Source organism: Pseudomonas sp. HS6-2 (genome assembly GCF_049325675.2).
GTDB classification, from domain to species: Bacteria; Pseudomonadota; Gammaproteobacteria; order Pseudomonadales; family Pseudomonadaceae; genus Aquipseudomonas; species Aquipseudomonas putida_N.
In genome coordinates this window covers 1,520,702-1,545,996 of sequence record NZ_CM143906.1, presented here as the reverse complement: position 1 = coordinate 1,545,996, position 25,295 = coordinate 1,520,702, and the positions used below count along the sequence as shown (strand labels likewise).

General features: G+C 63.5%; 26 protein-coding genes. 8 read left to right on the top strand and 18 right to left on the bottom strand.

What is annotated here, in order from left to right; translation table 11 throughout:
• The first annotated feature begins 27 nt into the window (after positions 1–27).
• On the top strand, positions 28–939 hold the full coding sequence (locus ACOKS3_RS07365; RefSeq protein ID WP_103446343.1) for a LysR family transcriptional regulator: 912 nt from the start codon (positions 28–30) through the stop codon (positions 937–939).
• A gap of 4 nt (positions 940–943) precedes the next feature.
• Here ACOKS3_RS07365 and ACOKS3_RS07360 read toward each other — a convergent pair whose 3' ends face one another.
• The 3 genes from ACOKS3_RS07360 to ACOKS3_RS07350 are packed head-to-tail and all read right to left on the bottom strand — an operon-like array spanning position 944 to position 2,762.
• Positions 944–1,465, bottom strand: coding sequence for a DUF2937 family protein (locus ACOKS3_RS07360; RefSeq protein ID WP_103446342.1), 522 nt, complete (start codon positions 1,463–1,465; stop codon positions 944–946).
• A gap of 9 nt (positions 1,466–1,474) precedes the next feature.
• A complete protein-coding gene (locus ACOKS3_RS07355; RefSeq protein ID WP_103446341.1) occupies positions 1,475–2,248 on the bottom strand; it encodes a class II glutamine amidotransferase in 774 nt (257 codons plus the stop codon).
• Between the two features lie 13 nt (positions 2,249–2,261).
• The gene (locus ACOKS3_RS07350; protein ID WP_422764252.1) at positions 2,262–2,762 is read right to left on the bottom strand and encodes an MFS transporter; all 501 of its coding nucleotides are present in this window, start codon (positions 2,760–2,762) and stop codon (positions 2,262–2,264) included.
• Between the two features lie 91 nt (positions 2,763–2,853).
• On the opposite strand from ACOKS3_RS07350, the gene ACOKS3_RS07345 reads away from it, so the two are divergent.
• Positions 2,854–4,896 carry a S9 family peptidase gene (locus tag ACOKS3_RS07345; RefSeq protein ID WP_422764253.1) on the top strand — a complete coding sequence of 681 codons (2,043 nt, stop codon included), beginning with the start codon at positions 2,854–2,856 and terminating at the stop codon, positions 4,894–4,896.
• A gap of 18 nt (positions 4,897–4,914) precedes the next feature.
• On the opposite strand, the gene ACOKS3_RS07340 is transcribed toward ACOKS3_RS07345, so the two are convergent.
• Positions 4,915–5,193, bottom strand: a complete 279-nt coding sequence (locus ACOKS3_RS07340) for a hypothetical protein (protein WP_103446338.1) — start codon at positions 5,191–5,193, stop codon at positions 4,915–4,917.
• A 132-nt stretch (positions 5,194–5,325) separates the two neighbouring features.
• On the opposite strand from ACOKS3_RS07340, the gene ACOKS3_RS07335 reads away from it, so the two are divergent.
• Positions 5,326–5,697 carry a YajD family HNH nuclease gene (locus ACOKS3_RS07335; protein WP_060510327.1) on the top strand — a complete coding sequence of 124 codons (372 nt, stop codon included), beginning with the start codon at positions 5,326–5,328 and terminating at the stop codon, positions 5,695–5,697.
• An 85-nt stretch (positions 5,698–5,782) separates the two neighbouring features.
• Positions 5,783–6,253, top strand: coding sequence for an RNA methyltransferase (locus ACOKS3_RS07330; protein WP_079229290.1), 471 nt, complete (start codon positions 5,783–5,785; stop codon positions 6,251–6,253).
• Between the two features lie 87 nt (positions 6,254–6,340).
• Here ACOKS3_RS07330 and ACOKS3_RS07325 read toward each other — a convergent pair whose 3' ends face one another.
• The 5 genes from ACOKS3_RS07325 to ACOKS3_RS07305 form a co-directional block, all read right to left on the bottom strand.
• Complete coding sequence (locus ACOKS3_RS07325; protein WP_422764254.1) at positions 6,341–7,831, bottom strand: aldehyde dehydrogenase; 1,491 nt, start codon at positions 7,829–7,831, stop codon at positions 6,341–6,343.
• Positions 7,832–7,844: 13 nt separating this feature from the next.
• Complete coding sequence (locus tag ACOKS3_RS07320; RefSeq protein WP_103446336.1) at positions 7,845–8,738, bottom strand: dihydrodipicolinate synthase family protein; 894 nt, start codon at positions 8,736–8,738, stop codon at positions 7,845–7,847.
• A 75-nt stretch (positions 8,739–8,813) separates the two neighbouring features.
• A complete protein-coding gene (locus ACOKS3_RS07315; protein WP_422764255.1) occupies positions 8,814–10,142 on the bottom strand; it encodes an MFS transporter in 1,329 nt (442 codons plus the stop codon).
• Between the two features lie 182 nt (positions 10,143–10,324).
• Entirely contained in the window at positions 10,325–11,644 is a 1,320-nt protein-coding gene (locus tag ACOKS3_RS07310; protein WP_422764256.1) for an NAD(P)/FAD-dependent oxidoreductase, read from the bottom strand.
• Positions 11,645–11,704: 60 nt separating this feature from the next.
• The gene (locus ACOKS3_RS07305) at positions 11,705–12,421 is read right to left on the bottom strand and encodes a GntR family transcriptional regulator (RefSeq protein WP_422764257.1); all 717 of its coding nucleotides are present in this window, start codon (positions 12,419–12,421) and stop codon (positions 11,705–11,707) included.
• Between the two features lie 462 nt (positions 12,422–12,883).
• Between ACOKS3_RS07305 and ACOKS3_RS07300 the strand changes: the two genes are divergently transcribed.
• The gene (locus ACOKS3_RS07300) at positions 12,884–13,225 is read left to right on the top strand and encodes a DUF2892 domain-containing protein (protein WP_103446332.1); all 342 of its coding nucleotides are present in this window, start codon (positions 12,884–12,886) and stop codon (positions 13,223–13,225) included.
• Positions 13,226–13,283: 58 nt separating this feature from the next.
• Here the strand turns inward: ACOKS3_RS07300 and ACOKS3_RS07295 are convergent, their stop codons facing one another.
• Both ACOKS3_RS07295 and ACOKS3_RS07290 read right to left on the bottom strand, forming a co-directional pair.
• A complete protein-coding gene (locus tag ACOKS3_RS07295; RefSeq protein ID WP_103446331.1) occupies positions 13,284–14,492 on the bottom strand; it encodes a hypothetical protein in 1,209 nt (402 codons plus the stop codon).
• 39 nt (positions 14,493–14,531) lie between these two features.
• Positions 14,532–14,981 carry a YcgN family cysteine cluster protein gene (locus ACOKS3_RS07290; protein ID WP_060510309.1) on the bottom strand — a complete coding sequence of 150 codons (450 nt, stop codon included), beginning with the start codon at positions 14,979–14,981 and terminating at the stop codon, positions 14,532–14,534.
• A 146-nt stretch (positions 14,982–15,127) separates the two neighbouring features.
• Between ACOKS3_RS07290 and ACOKS3_RS07285 the strand changes: the two genes are divergently transcribed.
• The gene (locus ACOKS3_RS07285) at positions 15,128–15,721 is read left to right on the top strand and encodes a nitroreductase family protein (protein WP_103446330.1); all 594 of its coding nucleotides are present in this window, start codon (positions 15,128–15,130) and stop codon (positions 15,719–15,721) included.
• A 114-nt stretch (positions 15,722–15,835) separates the two neighbouring features.
• Here the strand turns inward: ACOKS3_RS07285 and ACOKS3_RS07280 are convergent, their stop codons facing one another.
• The 5 genes from ACOKS3_RS07280 to ACOKS3_RS07260 all read right to left on the bottom strand — a co-directional run bounded on the left by ACOKS3_RS07280 (position 15,836) and on the right by ACOKS3_RS07260 (position 20,454).
• On the bottom strand, positions 15,836–16,768 hold the full coding sequence (locus tag ACOKS3_RS07280) for a D-2-hydroxyacid dehydrogenase (protein ID WP_103446329.1): 933 nt from the start codon (positions 16,766–16,768) through the stop codon (positions 15,836–15,838).
• A gap of 2 nt (positions 16,769–16,770) precedes the next feature.
• On the bottom strand, positions 16,771–17,064 hold the full coding sequence (locus ACOKS3_RS07275; RefSeq protein ID WP_103446328.1) for a YcgL domain-containing protein: 294 nt from the start codon (positions 17,062–17,064) through the stop codon (positions 16,771–16,773).
• On the bottom strand, positions 17,061–18,194 hold the full coding sequence (gene rnd / locus ACOKS3_RS07270) for a ribonuclease D (protein ID WP_103446327.1): 1,134 nt from the start codon (positions 18,192–18,194) through the stop codon (positions 17,061–17,063). The genes ACOKS3_RS07275 and rnd overlap by 4 nt, the downstream gene beginning before the upstream one ends.
• An 89-nt stretch (positions 18,195–18,283) precedes the next feature.
• Positions 18,284–19,921, bottom strand: coding sequence for a phosphoethanolamine transferase (locus tag ACOKS3_RS07265; RefSeq protein WP_103448209.1), 1,638 nt, complete (start codon positions 19,919–19,921; stop codon positions 18,284–18,286).
• A 167-nt stretch (positions 19,922–20,088) separates the two neighbouring features.
• Positions 20,089–20,454, bottom strand: coding sequence for a 5-carboxymethyl-2-hydroxymuconate Delta-isomerase (locus ACOKS3_RS07260; RefSeq protein ID WP_103446326.1), 366 nt, complete (start codon positions 20,452–20,454; stop codon positions 20,089–20,091).
• Positions 20,455–20,571: 117 nt separating this feature from the next.
• Here ACOKS3_RS07260 and ACOKS3_RS07255 point away from each other — a divergent pair, with 117 nt between their 5' ends.
• Positions 20,572–20,808: a YdcH family protein gene (locus ACOKS3_RS07255; protein WP_103446325.1), complete on the top strand. Its 237-nt coding sequence runs from the start codon at positions 20,572–20,574 to the stop codon at positions 20,806–20,808.
• Positions 20,809–20,914: 106 nt separating this feature from the next.
• Here the strand turns inward: ACOKS3_RS07255 and ACOKS3_RS07250 are convergent, their stop codons facing one another.
• Positions 20,915–22,099 (bottom strand): trans-sulfuration enzyme family protein, encoded by a 1,185-nt coding sequence (locus tag ACOKS3_RS07250; RefSeq protein ID WP_103446324.1) that lies wholly within the window; start codon positions 22,097–22,099, stop codon positions 20,915–20,917.
• A gap of 125 nt (positions 22,100–22,224) precedes the next feature.
• On the opposite strand from ACOKS3_RS07250, the gene ACOKS3_RS07245 reads away from it, so the two are divergent.
• Positions 22,225–22,686: an Lrp/AsnC family transcriptional regulator gene (locus ACOKS3_RS07245; protein ID WP_103446323.1), complete on the top strand. Its 462-nt coding sequence runs from the start codon at positions 22,225–22,227 to the stop codon at positions 22,684–22,686.
• 56 nt (positions 22,687–22,742) lie between these two features.
• On the opposite strand, the gene ACOKS3_RS07240 is transcribed toward ACOKS3_RS07245, so the two are convergent.
• A complete protein-coding gene (locus tag ACOKS3_RS07240; RefSeq protein WP_103446322.1) occupies positions 22,743–25,073 on the bottom strand; it encodes an FdhF/YdeP family oxidoreductase in 2,331 nt (776 codons plus the stop codon).
• Between the last annotated feature and the right edge of the window lie 222 nt (positions 25,074–25,295).

The window sequence follows — 25,295 nt, the reverse complement described above, 5'->3', positions numbered from 1 at the left end:
GCCGGTCTGGAACAAGAAAAACTGATCATGAACCTTCGCTTCCTCGAAACCTTTGTCTGGGTCGCCCGTCTCAAGAGCTTCCGCCTTACCGCCGAGAAGCTGTTCACCACCCAAGCCTCGGTGTCCAGCCGCATTGCTGCACTGGAGGCCGACCTTGGGGTGAAACTGCTGCTGCGCGACTCCCGGGGTGTCAGCCTGACGCCGGAAGGCAGCAAGGTGCTGGAGTACGCCGAGCGCATGCTCGACACGGCCAAGGCCATGAAGCAGTCGCTGGACAGCGACCGGGCCAAGGTCGGGCGCATTCGCGTCGGGGTGATGGACACGGTGATTCACACCTGGATGAGCGCGCTGGTGGCGGAACTGACCGAGCGCTACCCGCAGGTGGAGATCGAACTGGTCGCCGACACCGCACTGAACCTGCGCGAGCAGCTGCAGAAGGGCTTTCTCGACGTGATCCTGCAGACCGACCTGCTGCGCGAGCAATCGATCCGCAGCCAGGACCTGGCGCGCTACCCGATGGGTTGGGTGGTAGCGGCAGGCTCGGTGTACCAGCGCGACTTCGCCTCGCTGGCCGAGCTGGGCCGTGAGCGGATTGTCACCTTCTCGAAAAACTCTCGGCCGCACCAGGAGGTACTCAGCCTACTGCAGAGTGCCGGGGCCGAGACACCGCGGTTGAACTGCGTGAATTCGGTGGCGGCGATTACCCGGTTGCTGCGTGATGGTTTCGGGATTGGCGCCTTGCCACCGGCGTTGGTGGATGCGGAGTTGAGCCGGGGTGAGCTGGTGCTGCTGGAAGGCTTGCAGCCACCGCCGAGCCTGGAGCTGGTGGTGGCCTGGCAGACCGGGGTGGCATTGGTCGATGAGGTGGTCGGCGTGTGTCGGCAGGTGCTGGCGCGCTATGCGCGTGATGTGGGTGGGCAGCGGATTGTGCTGGTCTGAAAAATCAGCGCCAGCTCTCTTTCACCGCCCCGCGCCGCCCGCCAAGAATCACCCAGCCAATCCCCAGCAGCAGGCTCTCGACCACGAAAGCCAGCACAAACCCGGCCCCGACGCCCCAGCCAATCGCCTCGGGCACGAGCAGAATCTGGTAGCTGTAGCCCTTGAGCGTCTCTTCGCGCAGCTGCGGCTCCGGCTGCACCAGCACATGCCAGGTCCGGCTCACCCAGGAGCCTTGCAGCGCCTGCCATTCGTCTTCCAGCAGCTGATTACGAATCAGCAGGCTTTCGATGCTGTTGGCATCACTGAGGAACACCGGGTCGTCACTGGTCCGGTAATGCCGCACCAAGGCCTGCAGATCACCGTTGAAGAAGCGCTCGGCAGTCTGCTTGAAGCCATCCAGCGCCTGGCGCGATTCGAACAGGTGCGCCTCGGCCCGCTGGCTGTAGTCCTTGACCAGCCCAGGCACCTGGATACCGGCCAGCAGGCCGAAGGTGAACAGCAGCAACCGCAGGTAACTTCTGAACATGCAGCGTCCTTAGCTCTGGCCTTGCACAACGCACTCGCCGTGCCGCCACAGGCCCCATTGGCCGGGTTCGTAGCGCCGCCAGGTCTCGTTCTCGGTCAAGGCCTCGGTGGCGATCACTGTGACCACGTCATTGGGGGTGGTCTCGGTGTGAAAATCGACGATCAGGTCGACATCCTTCAAGCGGGCGGCACCAAACGGCGCACGCCGGGTAATGTGTACCAGCTTGGTCGAGCAGAAGCAGAACAGCCAGTCACCGTCGCTGAGCAGGCAGTTGAACACGCCCTTGCCGCGATACTCGGCACAGGCTTCGACCAGCACCGGCAGCAGCTGTTCCACCTCGACCGGCTCGGGGAAGGCCGCGCGGATGCGGTTGAGCAGGTCGCAGAAGGCGGCCTCGCTGTCCGTGTCGCCCACCGGGCGATAGAAAGTCGCTTCGCCCTTGAAGTCGCCAAGCTGGCCGTTGTGCGCGAAGCACCAGTTGCGGCCCCACATTTCGCGGACGAACGGGTGCGTGTTGGACAGGCACACCCGGCCGACGTTGGCCTGGCGGATATGGCCGATCACCACTTCGCTCTTGATCGGATAGCGCTGCACCAGGTTGGCGACTTCCGATTCACTGCTCGCGGCCGGGTCCTGGAACAGGCGCAGGCCGCGCCCTTCGTAGAAACCGATGCCCCAGCCGTCGCGGTGCGGGCCAGTACGCCCACCGCGCTGCATCAGGCCGGTGAAGCTGAAGACGATGTCGGTGGGGACGTTGGCACTCATGCCCAGCAGTTCGCACATGGGGTGTCTCCGCTTACAGGCGTGGCTCGACCCGGCCACGGCCACCGCTCGGTGCGGCAGGTGGCGAGTCGTCGCGGTAACGGTCATGGCGCTCGGCTGCCATTGGCGCGCCAGCCGTGACTGCAGTGTCCTCGACGGCACGGCGCTGGGCGGCGGCTTCGGCCTGCGCGCGGCGCTCGCGGGCGCGCTTTTCCAACGGCCAGCGGATCAGCACGAAGACAATGTACAAGGCGAAGGCGATCATGCCGTACATGGCGAAATCGGAGATCGCCCGCCAGGCGTTGTTGCCGACCTTGAACGCAAGGTCCAGGGCGGTGATGGCGATCGCCGGGGCGAAGCTGTCCTTGACCGGGTCGACGATGGTCGGGGTCAGCAGCAGCACTGCCAGGATCACCCGCAGCGGTTCACGCAGCCAGCGCCACATCCAGCCGGTGAGTTTGAAGCCCACCAGCAGGCAGCCCAGGGCGGCGACAGCATAGAGGCCCCAGGCGAAGGTGTAGTCGTTCTCGATCATGGTGTTCGTGCAAGCCAGGCAAAGAGATGCCTATGATAAACACTTTTCAGGGCGCAGACAGCGTCTCCCTGTCCCGGTCAAGAGATCCCCGATGCCAACCAAGCCCCAGCCCCCCATTGCCCGCCAGGACCAGGCCGCCGATCCCTATGCCTGGCTGCAGCAGCGCGACAGCCCGCAAGTGCTCGATTACCTGCAGGCGGAAAACGCCTATCAGGAGGCCTGCCTGGCCGATCAGGCCGCCCTGCGCGAGCAGTTGTTCGAAGAGATAAAGGGCCGCATCCTCGAAACCGACCTGTCGCTGCCCTCGCCCTGGGGCCCGTACCTCTACTACACCCGCACCACCGCGGGCGACGAGTACCCGCGCCACTACCGCTGCCCGCGCCCGGCGGACGATTCCAACACGGTCGATGAAAGCCAGGAGCAACTGCTGCTCGACCCCAACGCCCTGGCCAACGGCGGCTTCCTGTCGCTGGGCGCGTTCAGTGTCAGCCCCGACCACCACCTGCTGGCCTACAGCCTCGATACCAGCGGCGACGAAATCTACAGCCTGTACGTCAAGGACCTGACCAGCGGCAACCTGGCCGCCCTGCCCTTCGACGACTGCGACGGCAGCATGACCTGGGCCAACGACAGCCAGACGCTGTTCTTCGCCGAGCTGGACGATACCCATCGCCCCTGCCGCCTGCGCCGCCACACCCTTGGCGAGGCCGACGCGACCACGGTGTTCGAAGAGGCCGACGGGCGCTTCTTCCTGCACTGCTACCGCACCAGTTCCGAGCGCCAGCTGGTACTGCTGCTCAACAGCAAGACCACCAGCGAGGCCTGGGTGCTCGACGCCGCAACGCCGCAGGCGGCATTCACCTGCCTGGCGCCAAGGGTCGAGGGCCATGAGTACTTCCCTGACCACGGCCAGCTCGACGGCCAGTGGCGCTGGTTCATCCGCACCAATCAGGACGGTATCAACTTCGCCCTCTGCCATGCCCCGGCCACCCCGGTCCCCAGCCGCGACCAGTGGCAGGTGCTGGTGCCGCACCACGACGACATCATGCTCGAGGGCCTGAGCCTGAATGCCGACGCGCTGACCCTGAGCCTGCGTGAAGGCGGCCTGCCGATCATCGAAGTACGCCCGCAGGGCCTGGCACCCTACCGGGTCGAATTGCCCGACGCAGCCTACAGCCTGTACGTGCAGGACAGCCTGGAGTTCGCCAGCCGCCGCGTGCGCCTGCGCTATGAAGCGCTCAACCGCCCGGCCCAGGTGCGCCAGCTGGAGCTTGCCACGGGAGCCCAGGAAGTCCTCAAGCAGACGCCGGTGCTCGGCCAGTTCGACGCCGACGACTACGTCAGCCAGCGCCTGTGGGCCACGGCGCCAGACGGCACCCAGGTGCCGATCAGCCTGGTGCGCCGTCGCGAAGATCAGGGCAAGACCGTGCCGCTCTACCTGTATGGCTATGGCGCCTACGGCGAAAGCCTTGACCCGTGGTTCTCCCACGCCCGCCTGAGCCTGCTGCAACGCGGCGTGGCCTTTGCCATCGCTCACGTGCGCGGCGGCGGCGAGCTGGGTGAAGCCTGGTACCGCGCTGGCAAGCAGGAACACAAGCACAACACCTTCAGCGATTTCATCGCCTGCGCCGAACACCTGATCGCCGAGGGTGTGACCGCGCCAGAGCGCCTGGCCATCAGCGGCGGCAGCGCCGGCGGCCTGCTGATGGGTGCGGTGCTCAACCTGCGCCCGGAACTGTTCCGCTGCGCCATCGCCGAGGTACCGTTCGTCGACGTGCTCAATACCATGCTCGACCCCGAACTGCCGTTGACCGTCACCGAGTACGACGAATGGGGCAACCCCGAGGAGCCCGAGGTGTACGCGCGCATCAAGGCCTATGCGCCCTATGAGAATGTCAGCGCCCAGGCCTACCCGGCAATGCTGGTGGTGGCCGGCTACAACGACAGCCGCGTGCAGTACTGGGAAGCCGCCAAGTGGGTCGCCCGTTTGCGTACGCGCAAGACCGACGACAACCTGCTGTTGCTCAAGACCGAGATGGGCGCCGGGCATGGCGGGATGAGCGGGCGGTACCAGGGGCTGCGCGATGTGGCGCTGGAATATGCGTTCGTGTTTGGGGAGTTGGGGGTGGAGTGAGTCTTCCTGGGTTCGCCGTTAGGGTTTCTGCGCTGGAGGTTTCGGTGGATCCTGGTGCAGGCCGGGCAAGTCCTGGTCCTTCGGCGGCCCCGGTACCGGCATCGGCGGCAGCAGCGGCGCACCCGGTGTGCTGTCGTAGGCCTTGGGTGGCATGCTCGGGGTGATCTGCGGGTAAGGCGTGGGCGTCGGCGTGCCCGGCGCACCGGGTACCGGGGTGTTCAGCCGTGGTGGCGTGCCTGCAGCTTCGGCCAGGGGCATGGCGGCGACAAGCAGCGCGGCGAGGATCGCGTGGAACATCAGCAACCTCCTGTCGGGAACCTTTCTACAGGCTACGCCGATATTCGAGTTTTCGCCTGTCCGCCTGCCCTGCAAGCGCGCTAGACTCAATGGCATAACCGTCATCTGCCTGATCAGAACAAAGGAAACACCATGAGTTCGGCTTCCACCTCCGCCGCCACCGCCCGCCTCGATCGCATCCTCGCCGACGCCAAGCGCGACAAGGAGATGGGCTACCGCGACAAGGCCCTGAAAATGTACCCGCACGTGTGCGGCCGCTGTGCCCGCGAGTTCGCCGGTAAGCGCCTGAGCGAGCTGACCGTGCACCACCGTGACCACAACCACGACAACAACCCGCAGGACGGCTCCAACTGGGAGCTGCTGTGCCTGTACTGCCACGACAACGAGCACTCGCGCTACACCGACCAGCAGTACTTCAGCGAAGGCTCGACCAGCACCCCGAGCATCGCCAAGGCCACCCACAACCCGTTCGCCGGGCTGGCAGGCATGCTCAAGAAAGACTGATCGTCGCGACTGCTGTCTGCAAATCCCCGCCGCTGCCGGCAAGCCCGTATAATCGCGCTCTTTTTTTCGCGAAGGGCCCCGGCACGTGGCAAACAAACGGTACAGCTGCATCGGCCTGTTCAACCCCAAGTCTGCGGAGAACGTCGGTTCGGTAATGCGCGCAGCGGGTTGCTACGGCGTCAACTCGGTGTTCTACACCGGCAAGCGCTATGAACGCGCGCGTGACTTCGTCACCGACACCAAGCGGGTGCACTACGACATTCCGCTGATCGGCATCGACGACCTGCAACGCATCATTCCCCTGGGGTGCACGCCAGTGGCGGTGGAGCTGGTGGACGGCGCACGGCCGCTGCCTGAATACACCCATCCGGACCGGGCGATCTATATCTTCGGGCCTGAGGATGGCTCGTTGAGCGAGGAAGTGCGGGGCTGGTGTGAAGAGACCATCTACATCCCCACCGAAGGCTGCATGAACCTGGCGGCGACGGTGAATGTGGTGCTGTATGACCGCATGGCCAAAGGGCTGAATACCCGTTCGGGTCCCAAATTCAAATAAAAGACAAATAAGAAACCGCCCTTGCAGTAAAACTGCAAGGGCGGTCAGGTGCTGAGCTCCGTCAGAACAGCACCGGTCTTGCTCAGATCACGAAGCGTTGATCCAGATGGTCTTCAGCTCCGTGTACTGGTCATGGGCCCAGATGGACTTGTCGCGCCCACCAAAGCCAGACTCCTTGTAGCCACCGAACGGCGTGGTGACATCACCCTCACCGAAGCAGTTGACCGTCACCACGCCCGCGCGGATTTCACGCGACAGGCGCAGCGCATTGCGCAGGCTGCCGGTGTAGGCCGAGGCGGCCAGGCCGTAGACGGTGTCGTTGGCCAGCTCGATCGCCTCGTCAATGGTCTCGAAGCTGGTCACGCTCAGCACCGGGCCAAAGATTTCCTCGACGAACAGCTTGTTGTCGCGGCCAACGTTGTCGACGATGGTCGGCTTCACGAACACGCCTTCCTCGGTCTCGCCACCCTGAACGATGCTGAGTTTCTGCTCGGCAGCGTATTCCAGATACGACTTCACCTTTTCGAAGTGCGACTTGCTGACCATCGCGCCCAGGCGGTTGTCCGGGTCGAGCGGGTCGCCCAGTTTCCAGTCCTTCAGGTGCTTGGCGATCAGGCCCAGCAGCTCGTCCTTGACGTCCTTGTGGACGATCAGGCGCGAGGACGCCGAGCAGTTCTCACCCATGTTCCAGAACGCACCGGCGGTGACGAACTGGGCCACTTCGTCGAGGTCTTCGCAGTCGTTCATGACCACGGCTGGGTTCTTGCCACCCAGCTCCAGGACAATGCGCTTGAGGTTGGACTCGGCGGCGTATTTCAGGAACAGGCGGCCGGTGTCGGTCGAACCGGTGAAGCTGACCATCGGGATGTCCATGTGGCGGCCAATGGCTTCGCCCACTTCACGGCCACCGCCAGGCACCAGGTTGAACACGCCTGCAGGAATGCCAGCTTCATGGGCCAGCTCGGCCACGCGCAGGGCGCTGAGGGTGGTTTCCTTGGCCGGCTTGACCACGATCGAGCAACCGGCGGCCAGCGACGGGGCGATTTTCCACGCCAGCATCAGCAGCGGGAAGTTCCACGGCAGCACCAGGCCGACCACGCCAATGGCTTCACGCACCACCAGGGTCACGGCGGCATTGCCGGTCGGGGCCGTGGCGTCGTAGATCTTGTCGATCAGCTCGGCGTGCCAGCGGATGGTGTGAATGGTTTCCGGCACGTCCACGGTCTGGCACTCGCTGACCGGCTTGCCGCTGTCCAGCGCTTCCAGTACCGCCAGTTCGTGGGCGTTGTCTTCCAGCAGCTGGGCGAACTTCTGCAGCACGTGCTTGCGGTCGTTCGGCTGCATCTTCGACCAGGTGCCCTGTTCGAACACGCGCTTGGCCGCAGCCACCGCAACGTTGACGTCGTTGACGTCGCAGGCAGCGACCTCAGCCAGCTGCTTGCCGGTGGCCGGGTTGGTGGTGACGAAGGTGCGACCGCAGATGGCATCACGGAATTTACCGTCGATGAACGCCTGGGTGCGCAGTTGCAGGTCGGCGGCGATGGCCGCGTATTGTTCCTTGCTCAGCAAATCGGCCATTTTTCCAGCCTCCTTATTTGATCTGGGCGATGGTGGCCTTCAGTTCGCTGACCACACGCTTGAGTTCGGCCTTCTCGGCGTCATCCAGGTCGTACAGTGGCTTGCGCACGCCGCCAGTCTTCAGGCCGTTCAGGGCAACGCCGTTCTTGATCGCCTGGACGAACTTGCCACCTTCGAGGACGTCCATCAGCGGCATCATGGCGGCCATGATCTTGCGGCCCTTGTCGAAGTTCTTCTCGATCACGCAGGCCTCGTACAGAGCCACGTGCTCGCGCGGGATGAAGTTGGAGCCGGCGCAGACCCAGCTCTTGGCGCCCCAGGCGAAGAATTCCAGGGCTTGGTCGTCCCAGCCGCACGACAGCTGGATGTTCGGGCGTTTGATGGCCAGGCGGTGCAGCTGGGCCATGTCACCGGAGCTTTCCTTGATGGCGACGATGTTCTTCACGTCGGCCACGGCGTCGAAGAACTCTTCACCCATGTTCACGCTCATGCGGCCTGGGTAGTTGTAGAGCATGATCGGCAGACCGGCGGCGGCGTCGACCGCTTTGACGTGCAGGGCGATTTCCTGCTGGGTCGGCAGCGCATAAGGCGGGGTGCCGACCAGCAGCGCGTCAGCCTTGATTTCCTTGGCGTGCTGGGCGAAGGCCACGGCGTCTTCGGTGCGGATACCACCGGTGCCGACGATCAGTGGCAGGCGGCCGTTGAGCACGTCCTTGGCCTGGGCGGCCAGCTCGATGCGCTCCTGGGCGGTGTGGGCGTAGTACTCGCCGGTGGAGCCGCCGATGATGACGCCATGGATCTTCGACTCGACCAGGTATTCGAGCACTTCGGCGAACGCCGCCTTGTTGATCGAGCCGTCCGCAGCCAGCGGAGTGATTGCCGGGGTGTAGATGCCTTCGAATTTCACGGTAGGTTCTCCAGTGCGTTGATCAGTGCTGTAAAGGCCACGACGGATCGACGCCGTGGCGGGTTGTCAGTCAACTCAGCCCAGCGAAGCGGCCTGTTGCAGGTTCAGCGAACGGGTTTCCGGGGCCAGGGCAACCGAGAAGGCCAGACCGACGAACGTCACGGCGGCAGCGGCATACATGGTTGCGCCGATGCCGTAGCTATCCAGAGCGATAGGCACCAGCCAGGTGCCGACGGCGGCACCGATCCGCGACATCGAGGTGCCTACGCCAACGGCGCCAGCGCGAATCTCGGTGGGGAACAGTTCGTTCGGGTAGACCAGTTGCAGCACCTGGGCACCGCCAATGAACAAGGCGTAGGCGCCGAACAGCACGAGGATGAGCATCTCGTTGCCGTTGCTGAAGGCCCCCAGGCCGAGCAGTGCCAGCCCCGACCAGAAGAAGCTGTGCAGCAGCGTGGTGCGCCGGCCGAGGGTGTTCAGCAGGCGAGTGCCGATGATGCAGCCGACCACGAACAGGCAGGTGATGGCCACCGAGCCGATCGCCGCCCAGTCCCCTTTCAGGTTCAGCGCACCCAGGACTTTCGGAGCGAAAGCGTAGACAGCGAACACCGGGATCACCGAGCAGGTCCAGAACATGGTGACGAACAACATGCGTTTGCCGTAGCCGGAGTGCAGCAGGCTGAGGAACGACAGCTTGCGGGTCTTGGGTTCCTCGGGCAGGTTCTTCAGGCCGAAACCGTTGCCGTAGACTTGCTTGATCACCTGCTCGGCCTCAGCCGAACGGCCCTTGCTGATCAGCCAGCGCGGCGATTCCGGGGTGCCCAGGCGGATGGCGAACAGCAGTGCGCCAATCACTGCGGCACTGGCCAGCACCAGGCGCCAGGCGTCGTCGCCACCGTGACGCAGGATCGCTTCACCGGTCATGTAGGCCGTGGCGGCGCCGGCGAACCAGAGTACGGTCAGGGTGGCCAGGCGTGGGCCGCGGTTCTTCTTGGGCAGGAACTCCACCAACAGCGAAGTCGCCACCGGGTATTCGATGCCCACCGCGATGCCGATCACGAAGCGCAACAGGAACAAGGCCAGCGCCGACTCCACCCAGAACTGCGCGACCGAAGCCAGCATGAACAGGACCGGGCCGACGAAGAACACCCGTTTGCGGCCCAGGCGGTCGGTCAGCCAGCCGCCAAAGAAGCCACCAAAGAAGATGCCGATCAATGCCGAGGCGGCGATCATGCCCTGCCAAAAGCTGGTCAGGTTGAGGCCGGCGGACATCTGCACCATGGCCACGCCGATGATGCTCAGCACGTAGCCATCGACGAACGAACCGCCACCGGAACGCAAAGTCAGCAACTGGTGGAAGTTGTTGATCGGTACTTCTTCAATCGAAAGATTCGGACTTGTCATTGTTAGTTCCTACCTCTTCTTGCTTGCACATATTCAAGGCGAGCGCATCCGCGAAACTGAAAACCACATTCAGCCCCGGGTGACCGGACTACGCATGTCGATCATCAAATTCGGGCAAAGGGCGCCCGTGCCGGCAAATAACCACCGGCATCAAGTTGCTTCCTGTCTACTTCAAAGAACGGTCAGCTTTCCTTGCCAGCGCGGAACTGCCCCCACATCAGGTTGGCGTTCAAGCCCAGAGAAACCAGGGGCTGCGGCGGGTTCGCACAAGGCCCGGGGGCATTGAGCAGAAACTCGATCAGTTCGTTCTTGTCACCCGCCAGCCAGTCGGCCAGCAACTTGCCGGTGACGGTGCCACGGGTAACGCCCAAGCCGTTGCAGCACAATGCGCCCACCACATTCGGCGCCAACTTGCCGAAGAAGCCCATGTGATTGCGCGACAAGGCCAGTGCACCGCCCCAGGTATATTCGAAGTTCACGCCGGGCAACATCGGGAAGCGCCGGGCGAAGGATTCGCGGTGGCGCTCGACGAAGCGTTCCAGGTATTTGCGGTTGCTGCGCCCGTCCGGGTTGTAGCTGAAGCTGTTGCGGATCAGCAGGCGGTTGTCGACGGTACGGCGCATGGTGGTGCCGAATGGGTCGGCCGGGATTACACCCCAGAAGGGCTTGCCGCCCAGGCGCGCCTGTTCGTCCTCGGTCAGCGGGCGGGTGATGCTACCGTAGGTGAACACCGGCAGCATGCGGCCCTTGAGGAAGCCGAAGCTCATGCCGAAGGTATTGGTGGTAAGCACCAGTTTGTCGGCGGTGATCGAGCCATTGGCATGGCGCAGCACGACCTTGTCGCCGTATTCGACGTCGCTGATCGGTGTGTGTTCGTAGAGGGAAACGTTGCTTGGCAGGCTGTCGGCCAGGCCTTTGACCAGTGCCGAAGGCTGCAGCAGTGCCGTGCCCGGGGTGAACAGGCCCTTGCGGTAGAAGTGGGTGCCGATGTGCTCGGGCAGGTCCCGCCCTTCGATCACTTCATAGGGCTGGCCGAGCTTGTCCAGGCCACGGCGGTAGGCATCCAGCACGGCGATGCCACGGTCTTCAATAGCGGCCTGGTACTTGCCGCAATGGCGGAACTGGCACTCGATATCGTAGCGCTTGATCAGTTCCTTGAGGTACGACTGGCCACCCAGGTTGAGCTTGAGGATGGTCTTGGCGGTGCCGATGTCGCCGATGTAGTCCTCGGCGCCAATGTCGTGTGGCAGGTCGATGGCAAAACCGGCATTGCGCCCGGAGGTGCCGAAACCGACCTCCTGGGCCTCGATCAGTACGATCTCGTCACCCGGGAAGTTCGTTGCCAGCTGCCGCGCAGCGGCCAGGCCGGTAAAGCCGGCGCCGACCACCACCCAGCGCGCCTGGCTGTGGCCACTGTGGGCCGGCCTTGGCGTGCGGGGTTTGCTCAGGTGATACCAACCACAGGTGGCATCATCGGCAGGTAACGAACTTATTCTTGTCATGTCACTAACCTGGTTCTTGTTTCGACGGGTGGTCAGCGCTGGTGGCGACGACCGGGTAATTCATATCTGAATCGGTACATCCAGCCCTTGCGGTGCGGCGTATTCGGCCATGCGCCGACGCGACAGCTCCATATGCTCGCGGGCCAGCTGGCCGGCGGTCTGCGCATCACGGCGCTCGATGGCCTCGATCATCTGTTCGTGCTGCTCACAGGCGATCTCGAGGTCCCGCTGCATGTCGTCGGTAGTCGGATGGCGGTAGAAAATCTTGCCCAGGCGGGTATGGTCGATGAGCAGGCGGCGCAGGCTTGGCATCAGGTAATCGTTGTGCGCCATCTTGCCGATTTCCAGGTGGAAGGCGTCGTTGTAGAGCACGCGGTTTTCCACATCGCGCTGTTCGATGGCCTGGCGGAACTTGGCCTGGTTGGCCTTGAGCACTTCGATTTCGTCGGCACTGGCGTAAGTGGCGGCCAGCTGGGTGGTGGCGACGTAGATAAGCGGCGCGGCAACGTAGAAGCTGTGCAGCGATTCGTGGTTCATGGCGGCGACGCGAGGTGCGCGGTTGGCTTCCAGCTCGATGTAGCCTTCGGCGGCGATCTGGCGCAGCAGCTCACGGACCGGGGGGCGCGACAGGCCGAACTCGTCGCACAACGCCAGTTCGTCAACCACCGCGCCCGGAGCCAGTTCCATGCTGAGGATCCGGCGGCGCAGCGCTTCGGCAAGGACGGCTTTGCGGTCCTGCGGCACTTCTGCAGCGAGTGGTTGGACGGTGGCTTTCATGGCGGCCTTCTTTGTTGTCATAGCGCTATGTCTACTATTTGTATAACGACTATAGGTCACTGTTAGACAATGTGTCTACAGCATTTTCGATGGACGGTGAAATCTCTCAGGGCCCTTGTTTCAAGGGGTTTGAGGGCTTTTCAGAGGTGAGATTAAACACCCTGGAGACTGCATTGCCAAACCGGACAGGTAATTATCCAAACCAGACAAATGTGCCCCGCAAAGAACCCGACACAAACAAAATAGCCACCTGCAGGCAGATGGCTTTCTTCGCCCCAGCCCGAACACGATGACGAGGTACGCCCACCTTGGAGGTGCACTGGATGTAGCCCAGCGCGTCACCGCGGTACCCAATGGGAATGACCAGTCCCCAGCGCCAGCACAACCATCCGACGACACAGCGAATGAACGCCAGCCGCCTCAGGCGGGTCAGCTACTTACATTCCACAAGGAGGGCTTGCCATGCTCGATATCCATTCCGCCCCCGGGTCACGGGAGCACAATGTTCATGGCCTGGAACGCGCCGGGTCACTTGCTGGCGGTGCGCTGATGTTCAGCAAAGGGCTGCGCCACGGAGGGCTGATCGGGCTGTTGCAGATGGTGGTAGGCGGCCTGGCGGTGGCCCGTGGGGTCAGCGGGCATTGCTCGACCAAGGCCTGGTGGCAGAGGCATCGGCGGGAATACAACCGCTTGCGTTCGGATATCGAGCGCAGTGCAGCGGAGCTGGAGGTGCTCAGGGCCAATGCCGAGGCGGCTACCCGAGGGGTGAGCGTGACCGGCAAGGATCCTTTGACTGGCAGTTGAATCTGCTCTGCCAGTTCCGGCCTTTTCGCGTGTCAAACCGCGAAGAGGCCGGTGCAGGCTAGCGCAGGGCCTTGCTCTGCAGCACGTCGGACCGGCGCCCCAGCACATTCTCGCTGATCTGCACGAACTCTTCGGTGCTCACGCTGGGCAGGCGCATCAGCGCCCGGGTCACATCATCCAGCGAACGCTTGGCCTGGGTATGGATGCGGATTTCCTTGTCCAGCGCCTGTAACACCATCACCCCGCGGGCCACCTGCGCCGGGCTGGCATGCTCGGCACGCAGCTGGGTGACCTTGCCACCCAGCTTCTGCAGACGTGCCTGCCACACCTCGTAGCGGTCATCGCTGATGCCGCCAGCACGGCGCAACAGCTCGGTTGCGTAGTACTCGGTCAGGCCTTGCCCCAGCCAGTCGCTGTTGTCGCGCACTCGAATCTGCGCAAACAGCTGCACCAGCTCGCGCAGCAACGGGCTGCTGCCATTCTCGCTGACCATCGGCCTGCTGCTGTGCAGGTAGATCGAACCGTCGGCAGCCATCGCCCCACGCCACATGCCATCACGGGCCCCCACCAGCAGCAGCTTGGCCGGGTTGCGCGGGAACACCGCCTGCAATTGCGGCCAGACGAAGGTCAGCAAGGTCAGGCTGTCCATCCGCCGCATGCCCTGCCCTACCGGCGCGGCCACGGTCACGTCGGTCTCACCCAGGCGGGCGCGGCGGCTGCCAAGGTCGCCCGCGAGCATCCAGCCGGTCGGGCGGTCGAACAGGCGGGACACGTTGTCGATGCGGAACTTGTCCTTGCCGATGCGTGGCCAGGACGTTTCGATGCTCTTCCAGCCTTCAGGCAAATCGACCGTCAGGCGTGCCACCAGCTCGGTGCCGTCCTGCTGGTCGAGGCGCGCAGGCGGTACCAGCTGATCGCCGAGGAACAGCGCCCAATGCGGGGTGATGCGTGAGGAGTAGGCGCCGCTGCGCATTTTCTGGTCCAGCTTCACCCGGTAGCTGAGGCTGGTCTTGCCCGTCGCCGGGTGCCATACGCCGCGCTCGCCCTGTTGCTGCCACTGGCCATCGGCCTGGAAGCCACTATAGGTGTCGGCCTTGCCCAGGTCGAAGTCCAGGCTGCGCACGGCACTGCCTTCGGCCAGGGTCAGGCGCACTTCGGCCTGGCCATTGGCAGGCAGCAGGCGCACCTGATAATCGAGGTCGACTTTTTTCGCCCAAGCCGGCGAACAGGCCACAAGCCCGAGGAGCAACAACCACTGGCAACGCATACCGAAACTCCTTGTTCCTCAGAGGCGACGGGGCGCCGTTCAGCTGGCGCGGAAAATCAGGTGGTCTTCCCAGTCGTCTTCGTCCACATCATGTTCACTGAGCATACGCCCCGATTGCGATATGCGCTGTTCATGCACCTGTTTGCGGTCACCGCACACCAGGTGATGCCACTCGGGCAGGTCCTTGCCCTCGCTGACCAGGCGGTAACCACAGGTGCTCGGAAGCCATTTGAACTGGTCGGCCTTGCCCGGGGTGAGCTGGATGCAATCGGGCACATGGGCGAAGCGGTTGGGGTAGTCGCTGCACTGGCAGGTATCGAGGTCGAGCAACTTGCAGGCGATGCGCGTGTAATAGACGCTGTTGTCGTCTTCATCCTCAAGCTTTTGCAGGCAGCACAGGCCGCAGCCATCACACAGCGACTCCCACTCTTGCGGGCTGAGTTGTTCGAGGGTCTTGCGCCGCCAGAACGGCGCGCTGTCAGCGATCATCACACGGGTTTCCTGCAGTCATCTTGGTGGCCGCGGTGCGCGGCGGCGCCAGTCTAGAGCCTGGCCTTCGGCAACGCCAGACCGCTTGTCAGTGCCAGGCGGACGCAGTAGCGTGCGTGCTTTGCCATCCAATTGCAGGAGCAGCCATGAGCGCCACCCCCCGCATTGCCGATTACGCCATCAACGAGCAGTTCATCAACCGCTGGTCGCCACGCGCCTTCACCGCCGAACCGATCAGCGAAGAGACCCTGCTGAGCTTCCTCGAAGCGGCACGATGGGCGCCGTCGGCCTACAACTCTCAGCCGTGGCGCTTCCTCTATGCACGCCGCGATACGTCGAGTTGGGAGCGTTATCTTAGCCTGCTGGTGCCTTTCAACCGCAGCTGGGCGCAGCAGGCGTCGGCGCTGGTACTGATCATTTCCAAGACCACTTTCGCGGCGCCGGGCGCGACCGAAGAAAAGCCGGCGCTGTGGCACACCTTCGACACCGGTTCCGCCTGGGGCCACTTGGCCCTGCAGGCCAGCATCAGCGGCTGGCACACCCACGGCATGGCCGGGTTCGACCAGGCACTGGCACGCCAGGAGCTGAAGATTCCGGAAGGTTATGAGCTGCATGCCATGGTGGCGATCGGCAAGCTGGGCGACAAGGCCAGCCTGGACGAGGCGCTGCAGGCGCGTGAAGTGCCGAGCCCGCGTCGGCCGCTGAGCGAGCTGGCGGCTGAGGGCGATTTCAGCCTGTAAGGCTTGTACAGCCTGTACTGGCCTCTTCGCGGGACAAGCCCGCTCCTACAGGGGGTAGCGTACCTCTGCAGGAGCGGGCTTGTCCCGCGAAGAGGCCGGTACAGGCCAAAGAGATCAGTAACCCCGGGCGAAGTCGACTTCGCCGCGCAACCCCTGCCCCTCTGCATACGCCCGCACATTCCCGGCAAACAACCGCACCATCGCCGCCGGCGAGGTCGGCGCCGAGCTGTGCCCGGTCAGCAACAAGCCCCAGGCGGTCCAGAACGGATGCCGTTGCGGCAGCGGCTCCTGTCGGCACACGTCGATAACCGCCCCGGCCAGGTGCCCCTCCTTCAACGCTTCGACCAAGTCGGCATCGACCACCGCCGCGCCGCGCCCGGCGTTGATGAACAGCGCCGTGGGCTGGAAGCACTGGAACAGCGCCGCGTCATACAAGTCGTGGGTGGCCGGCGTGTCCGGCAGCAGGTTGAGCACGTAATCCACCTGCCCGACCATGCGCGGCAAATCCACCAGCCCCGCGACCTCGACGAACGGCGCCTGTTCACGGGCGCTGCTGGCGATGCCATAAAGGCTCACGCCGAACGGCACGAGGAACTCTGCCACCCGCTGACCTATATCGCCGGTACCGACGATCAGCACCTTGCGCCCTTCCAGAGTGCGCCCCGGGCGGTCATCCCAGCGTCGCTCGACCTGGCTGACCAGGCGCGACAGCACTTCGCGCTCGTGGCCGAGCATGTAGGTGAGCATGTACTCGGCCATCACCTGGCCGAATATGCCCACTGCGCGAGTCAGGCGGTAATCTCGTGGCAGGCCCTCGGCCAGCAACGGCGTGATGCCCGCCCAGGTCGACTGCATCCATTGCGGCTTGTGCCCCTGGCGCAGCAGGCTCGCCAGCAAATCCGGCTGGCCCAGCCATACCGGGCACTGCGGTGCCTGGCGAGCCAGTTCGGCGGAATCGCTGCTGGTCAGGATTTCCAGCTGCGGCGCTGCCTCGCGCAATAGCTCGGCGTATCGAGCATGATCATGCTCAGCGATCAGTACACGCATGATCAGACCGGGTCGTTACGGCGCAGCAGCTCTTCGGGCAAGTGCTCGATGTACTCGTCCTCGGCCGGTGGCATCTGCAAGTGATAACCCTGGGTCTCGAGGTTTTCCAGCACCTTGGCGATGTCTTCGCGGGCCAGTTGGCGCTCCGGGGTCAACACTAGGTCGAAGGCATGCACCGGCTTGCCAAAAAACGGCAGCAGCGCCTCTGGCACCCGCTCCAGGCCTTCGGCCTTGAGCACGTAGAGGTACATTTCGTTCTTGCGTGGGCTCTTGTAGATCGAGCAGATACGTTTCATTGCTTGTCTCCGGCGCCTGCGAGGTCGTCGAGCAGGGCCTGGCCCATCCGCTCACGGCGCCAGCCGCGCAGCGAATCGGGCAGTTGGTAGGGGCCGTTGGGGTAGCCGCTCTTGAGCAGGGCTTCCAGGGCCTTCTTGCGCAGCATCAGCTCCGGGGCGATCCCCAGGCGCTCGCCTTCGGCCTGGCCGATGGCGCGCAGGCGCTTGAGGATGCCGGCGGCTTCGATCGGCAGCGGCTCAGGCAGCGGCTCAGGCCACTGTTCGGGCGGCAGGCTGCCGGCGCGCTTGATCAGCTCGAGCAGGAAGGCGCCGTCCTGACGGATGGTGCGCGGGTGCATTTCTTCAATCTTGGCCAAGGCCGAAAGGTTGTCCGGCTGGCCCTTGGCCATGGGCCACAGCGAATGTTCCTTGAGGATGCGGTTGCGTGGCACGTCGCGGCTGCGTGCTTCGCGCTCGCGCCAGGCGCACAGTTCGCGCAGCACCGCCAACTGCTGGCGGCCCAGCTTCCAGGCGAGCTTGACGTCGCGATAGAGGATCTCGGGTTCGACCTCACGGCGCAGGGCGGCCACCAGCTCGGCGCCGTCGTCCAGCACCCAGGCGTACTTGTCGTCGGACAGGCGCGGCTGCAGGGCAGTGAACAGTTCGGCCAGGTGCACGGCATCTTCGGCGGCGTAGCTGACCTGGGTTTCCGACAGCGGGCGCTGCAGCCAGTCAGAGCGGGTTTCGCCCTTGGGCAGCTCGATGCCCAGCACTTCCTGCACCAGGCGCGAATAGCCCATGGAGAAGCCCAGGTTCAGGTAACCGGCCGCCAGCTGAGTGTCGAACAACGGTTGCGGCAGCTTGCCAGTCAGGCGCAGCAGCACTTCGAGGTCTTCGCTACAGGCGTGCAGCACCTTGACCACGTTGCTGTCGTCGAGCAGTTCGCCCAGCGGCTGCCAGTTGCCGATCAGCAGCGGGTCGATGAGGAAAGCCCGCTGCCCGTCACCGACCTGCACCAGGCCGGCTTTCGGGTAGAAGGTGTCGACCCGCATGAACTCGGTGTCGAGCGCCACGAAGGGCAGTTCACGCCACTTGCGGCAGTGTTCGGCCAGGGTCTGGTCGTCACGGATCCAGTGAATTTCGATGGCCACAAGGCTCTCCCACAAACATTGGCGCGCAGTATATACGGCGCGGGCCCTGGTGGTGAAACCTGCGCCATCCCTGGACTAGATGAACGGCCTCAGCGCTGGGCGGCCAACCACGGCCGGCAGCTGGCAAACATGTCCAGCGACTGCTGGTAGACCTCGGTGTGCACCTGCAGCAGGCCCAGCATCGAGTGGAACAGGTTGTCCTGCGACAGCGGTGCATCGCTGAGCTTGGCCAGGCAGTCGGTGTCGATACCGAAGTCCTCTTTGTAGCTGTCGGAGAACCAGGTCAGCAATGGCACGTGCTTTTGTTGTTCGGGGGCAATGGCATACGGGGTGCCGTGCAGGAACAGGTTGTACTCACCCAGCGACTCGCCATGGTCGGACAGGTAGATCATTGCCGTGTCGACCTTGTCCTGCTTGCTGCGCAGGGTGTCGATCAGCGAGGAGAGCACCTTGTCAGTGTAGGCCAGGGTGTTGTCGTAGCCGTTGATGATTTCCTGCTCGCTGCACTGGTCCAGCGCATTGCTCTGGCAAACCGGGGTGAAGCGCTCGTCGCCCTTGGGGTAGCGCTTGAAGTACTCGGGGCCGTGGCTGCCCATCTGGTGCAGCACCAGCACGGTGTCCTTGTCGAGGTTGTCGATCAGCTCGCCCAGGCCCTGCAACAGGACTTCGTCATGGCATTCGCCGCTGGCGCACAGCTGCGGGTCCTTGAGGTTGCTGACGTCGATGAACTGCACGCGGTCGCAGGTGCCTTTGCACCCCGACTGGTTGTCGCGCCACTGCACGGCCAGGCCGGCACGCTGGAGGATGTCCAGCAGCCCTTCGCGGTTCTTCGCCACGCGCGCATCATATTCCTTGCGCTTCATGCCAGAGAACATGCATGGCACCGAAACGGCGGTTTCGGTACCGCAGGAATGCACATCGGAGAAACTCACCAAGCCCTGTTCCTTGGCCAGGTTCGGGGTGGTATCGCGCTCATAGCCCAGCACGCCGAAGTGATCGGCCCGCGCACTTTCACCGACCACCAGCACGGTCAGCGATTTGCGCTCGTGTTTCTGCCAGGCGGCATCGCGTTTGGCATCTTCGCCATAATTCTGGAACGGACGCGCAGCGGTACCGACGCGCTCGTTGACATAACCGATGGTCGCGCCGACGACATTGCTCGGGGTAAGCATCAGGCGCAGTTCGTGGTGGTTGCGAAACAGCGACGACAGCCCTTGATAGTTGACCAGGGCCACCGAGCCCAGTGCCACCACGCAGGCCCCGCTGACCACCAGCTTGCCCAGCAGCTCGCGGGGCCACGGGCGGTAGGCGATCTGCGCTTTCCACAGCAGTACCGACGGCAATACGCCGAGCAAAAGAATATAGGCAGCGAACTTCAACGACATCAGGTCGCGCACTTCCGTAACATTGGTCTCGGCCATGTTGCGGAACATGCCGGCATCAATAAGCACGCCATACTGGTTCATGAAGTAAGCGGCACCCGCCCCACTCACGAACAGCACGATCAATAGCGGCTTCAATACATAACGGAAGGCGAACAGCGTCAATACCAGGTTGAACGCGAAGAGCATCAGCACGGCGAACGCCAGGCTCAGCCAAAGCCCCGATACCCCGGCGGGTACCACCTCTTGCAGGTGCTTCCAGAGGAACATGTTGAGACCGACCAGCAGGTAAACGCTGGCCAACAGCGTGACCCATTCAGTCCGCAGGGATTTGAAGTTGAGCATCGGCATTCGCAATCAAGAGTGGTTATCAACCCCCCAGGCCGGAAGGCACCGTGGGAAAGTCGGGCGAACTCTAGAAAGCGCACCATCAATTTTTCGTGAAAAAGACGGTAACAAATTCGTAAGCCGATGCATTTTTTTACATTAAATTAACTTCATTCAGCATTTGTTCAGCCGTGCAGACGTGCCTTGGCATAGGGTTCGCGATCGATGTCGAGCACTTCGACGCACAGCTGGATGTCCATACCGGCCTGGGCCGGGATGGATTCGCGCAACACCTCGAGCAGGCCGTTCGACAACTGCTGCTTCACCTCGGGTGACCGCCCGCTGAGGATGGCCAGGCGCACATGGGCGAAGGCCCGCTCACCCGGTGCGGTGCCGACCCGGTACTGCCTGAAGGCCTCGGCACGGCTCTTGATGTCGGCCTCGTCGGCGAACTGGCCACTGCCGACCAGGGCATGGTTCAGGCGCAGCAACAGCACATCGACGTTGAGTTCGCGCAGGTTGTCGCTGTATTCCAGGTTCAAGTGAGGCATGGCGCAGGTTCCAGGCACGGGAAAGGATGCGACAGCCTACCCCAGTCCCCCACCTGCGCAAAGGCGGCTATCCTCAAAGGTCAGGACCTTACCGACAACCCTGACAGAGGTGAAGAAATGCCAGTTCCGCACGATCTGCTCGCTGACCTGCACGTTACCGCTGACGCATTCCAGGCGCTCATAGACAAGGACCAGGACCTTCACAAGCTGCACAAGGAATACAACACCAAGGACAAGGAGGTGCTGGCCGCCGAGGCCAATGGCACCAACGACGAGGCGGTCAACCGCCTGCGCAAGGAAAGACTGCTGCTCAAGGACAAGATCGAACGGATCATCCATCCGCCGAAATCCTGATAGTCATGTTTTGAAGTCACCGGCCTCATCGCGAGCTGCGCTCGTTCCTACAGGATTACACATTCCCCGTAGGAGCGAGCGCAGCTCGCGATAGGGCCAGCAGCCCTTACACCGCAGCTGAAGCCTTCAAGGCTCCATCCAGGTCTTCGATCAGGTCGCGGTAATCCTCGATCCCCACCGACAACCGCAACAGGTTCTCGCTGATCCCCATCTCGCCCTTCTGCGCCGGGCTCAACGAGTTGTGCGACATGCTCCAGGAGTGGTTGATCATGCTCTCCACACCGCCCAGCGAGTCGGCCAGCACGAAGATCTGCAGGGACTCGACCAGCCGGTTGAGCGCCGCCCGATCAGCGCCCTTGACCTTCATCGCCACCACCGCTCCGCCAGCGCGCATCTGCCGCTTGCACAGGTCGTGCTGCGGGTGGCTTTCCAGCCCCGGGTAGAACACTTGCTCGACCTGCGGGTGGCCTTCGAGGAAGCGCGCCACCTGCAGCGCATTGGCGCACTGGCGCTCCATGCGCACATCCAGGGTCTTCAGCCCACGCAGGGCCAGGTAGCAGTCGAACGGCCCCTGGATCGCGCCTACCGCCATGCTGATCTTGCGCAACCGCGCCAGCAGTTGGTCATTGGCAGCGACCACCACGCCCCCGGTGAGGTCTGAATGGCCGCCGATGTACTTGCTCGCCGAGTGCATCACCAGGTCCACGCCAAGGGTGATCGGGCGCTGGTTCCACGGTGAGCAGAAGGTGTTGTCGATGCAGGTGAGGATGCCGCGGGCACGGGCCAGGTCGCACACCGCCTTGATGTCCACCAGGTGCAGCAACGGGTTGGTCGGTGACTCGATCCAGATCAGCTGGGTCTCTGGCTTGATCGAGGCCGCCAACGCCTCGACATCATTGAGGTCGACATAGGTAGTGGTCAGGCCCGAAGTACGCCCGCGGTAGTCTTCGAGGATGCGAAAGGTGCCGCCATATACGCCATTCATCACCACCACGTGAGCGTCCTTGGGCAGCAGTTCCAGGACCGTGGCGGTGGCATTCACACCCGATGCACAGGCCACCGCACCGACACCCTCCTCCAGCGCGGCAACACAGCTTTCATAGGCATGCCGGGTCGGGTTGCCGACACGGCTGTAAGCGTATTCGGGGTGATCGTCGAGGCTGCGCTTGATGTAGGAACTGGCGGTATAGATGGGCGGGAAGATGGCGTTGTCGGCAACGCTGAACTGCTCGCCGGCGTGAATGGTACGGGTGGCGAAATTACGCGGCTTATCGGACATGGTCGGGCCCATTGGCAGGATTCAAGCCTGCAACTATGGCAACAACCTGGCGTGCCGGCAATGCCGGCGCAATTCAGGAAAATTTCCTAGGCCTGAGGTAATCTGGGGAAAATTTTTCTCGATGGTTTTGCCCTGCCATGGACAGTTTCGACCAACACATCCTCACCCTCTTGCAGCGCGACGCCTCGATCTCGCTCAAGGACCTGGCCGAAGCGGTCAACCTATCGACCACGCCGTGCTGGAAGCGGGTCAAGCGCCTGGAAGAAGAAGGCTACATCCTCGGCCGTGTCGCCCTGCTCGACCCCGAGCGCTTGGGGCTGGGGCTGACTGTATTCGTCCAGCTCAAGACCCAGCGCCACGACAGCGCCTGGCTGGAACAGTTCGCGACGACGGTGAAGGGGTTCGAGGAAGTGATGGAGTTCTACCGCATGTCCGGGGACTGGGACTACATGCTGCGGGTAGTGGTGGGCGACATCGCAGCGTATGACCGTTTCTACAAGAAGCTGATCACCAGCACCGATGGGCTGTCGAACATCACCTCCAGTTTTGCCATGGAGCAGATGAAATACACCACGGCCTTTCCGGTGCATCGACCCTGAATCGGAGCCGGCCCTTTTACGGCTAAAGCCGCGAAGAGGCCGGCCCAGGCAGCCCATCAATCCGAAGCGAGCACCGCCCCGATCCGATTTCCGGCCTTGGCTTTCTCCAGCTTGATCGCAATGAACTTGGACGTCGGCGTGTAAGTCCCCTCGCCATAACTCTCCAGCGGCACCAGCGGGTTGGTCTCGGGGTAATAAGCCGCTGCCTGGCCATCCGGAATGTCATAGGGCACCAGGCGGAAGCCCGACACCCGCCGCTCCACGCCATCCTCCCACAGCGACACCAGGTCCACCTGCTCGCCCGGCTCGAAGCCCAGGCGGCGGATGTCCGCTTCGCTGACGAACACCACCTCGCGCAGGCCGAACACCCCGCGATAACGGTCATCGAGCCCGTACAACGTGGTGTTGTACTGGTCGTGCGAACGCATGGTCTGCAGGATCAGGTCCGGCTTGTCACCGCGTGCCAGCACCTTGGCGTTGACCAGTTCCTCCGGTAGCGCGTGGGGCATGAAGCGAGCCTTGCGTGTGGCCGTGCGGAAGTTTCGGTCCGCCGCGTTGTTACCGAGGTGGAAGCCACCCGGGTGCTGCAGGCGCTGGTTGAAATTGGCGAAGCCCGGGATAACGTCGGCGATCATGCTGCGAATGCGGTTGTAGTCGGCAACCGCGTACTCCCAGTCGATCGGCTGGTTGCCCAAGGTGGCCTTGGCCATGCCGGCGATGATCCAAGGCTCCGAACGCATGTGCGGCGAACGCGGGCGCAGCTGGCCGTTGGAGATATGCACCATGCTGAAGGTGTCTTCCACCGTCACGCCTTGCGGCCCCTCGGCCTGCATATCGATCTCGGTACGGCCCAGGCACGGCAGGATCAGGGCATCGCGCCCGGTGACCAGGTGCGAGCGGTTGAGCTTGGTGGAGATCTGCACGGTCAGCGCGCAGTTGCGCAGCGCCGCGTGGGTGCGCGGGGTATCCGGCGTGGCTTGGGCGAAGTTGCCGCCCAGGGCGACGAACACCTTGGCCTTCCCTTCTTCCATGGCCTTGATCGCCAGCACCGCGTTGTGCCCGTGGCCGCGCGGCACACGGAACTTGAAGCGTTTTTCGATGGCATCGAGCAGCGCCGCATTGGGCTTCTCGTCAATGCCCATGGTGCGGTCACCCTGTACGTTGCTATGGCCGCGCACCGGCGACAGGCCGGCACCGGGCTTGCCAACGTTGCCGCGCAGCAACTGCAGGTTGACGATTTCCTGCACGGTCGCCACCGAATGGCGATGCTGGGTGACGCCCATGGCCCAGCACATGATGACCCGCTCGGCCTTGCGGTACATGCGCGCGGCCAGCTCGATCTCGGCCAGGGTCAGGCCCGACTGCTTGACGATGTGCGCCCAGGAGGTGGCATCCACCGCCGCCAGGTAGTCATCGACGCCGCTGGTGTGCTCGGCGATGAAGGCATGGTCGAACACCGCCGGCTCGCCCTTGGACTGGGCTTCGCGTTCCCACTGCAAGAGGAACTTGGCGATACCGCGCATGGCTGCCATGTCGCCGCCCAGGGCCGGGCGGAAGTAAGCGCTAGTGGTCGGCTCGGAGCCGTTGCTGAGCATTTCGAACGGATGCTGCGGGTGCTGGAAGCGTTCCAGGCCACGCTCCTTGAGCGGGTTGAAGCACACCACCTGGGCACCGCGCTTGACCGCCTCGCGCAGCGGTTCGAGCATGCGCGGGTGGTTGGTGCCGGGGTTCTGGCCGATGACGAAGATCGCGTCAGCCAGTTCCAGGTCATGGAACACCACGGTGCCCTTGCCCACCCCGAGGGTTTCCGACATGCCGGCGCCGCTGGCTTCGTGGCACATGTTCGAGCAGTCAGGGAAGTTGTTGGTGCCGTAGGCGCGGACGAACAGCTGGTAAAGGAACGCCGCCTCGTTGCTGGCCCGGCCTGAGGTATAGAACTCGGCCTGGTCGGCCGAGTCGAGCGCGTGCAAGTGCTGGGCGATGAGCTCGAAAGCCTCTTGCCAACTGGTTTCGACGTAGTGGTCGGTGGCCGCGTCGTAGCGCATCGGGTGGGTCAGGCGGCCTTGGTATTCGAGCCAGTAGTCGGTCTGGTCGAGCAACGCGCTGACGCTGTACTTGGCAAAGAATGCCGGGTCGACCGAGCGGCCGGTGGCCTCCCAGTTAACCGCCTTGGCGCCGTTTTCGCAGAACTTGACCATGTCGCCTTCCGGCGACTCGCCCCAGGCGCAGCCCGGGCAGTCGAAGCCACCGTTCTGGTTGGTCTTGAGCATGGCCCGCAGGTTCTTGAAGGCGTTCTCGCTGCCCAGCCAGCTCTTGGTCACGCTCTTCAGCGCGCCCCAGCCGGCGGCGGGGCCCTTGTAGTCCCTGATGTGTTGGTCCTGGCTCATGCGGTCAATCCTCACGCGGCATGGAAATGTTCACCGATTCGATCTGCCCGGTGTTTTTTCCAGCCTATGGAGCCCGGCCCAGAGCCGTCCAATCGAAATACCTTACGGCACGATAAGCGCCCTCGATCATGCCCTGTAGCCCTTGCCGCACCTGGCCTGCAGCCGTGATAGAGGACATTGATCAAGCAGTCAGGGAAAGCGATTTGACGGGGCTGGCCACAG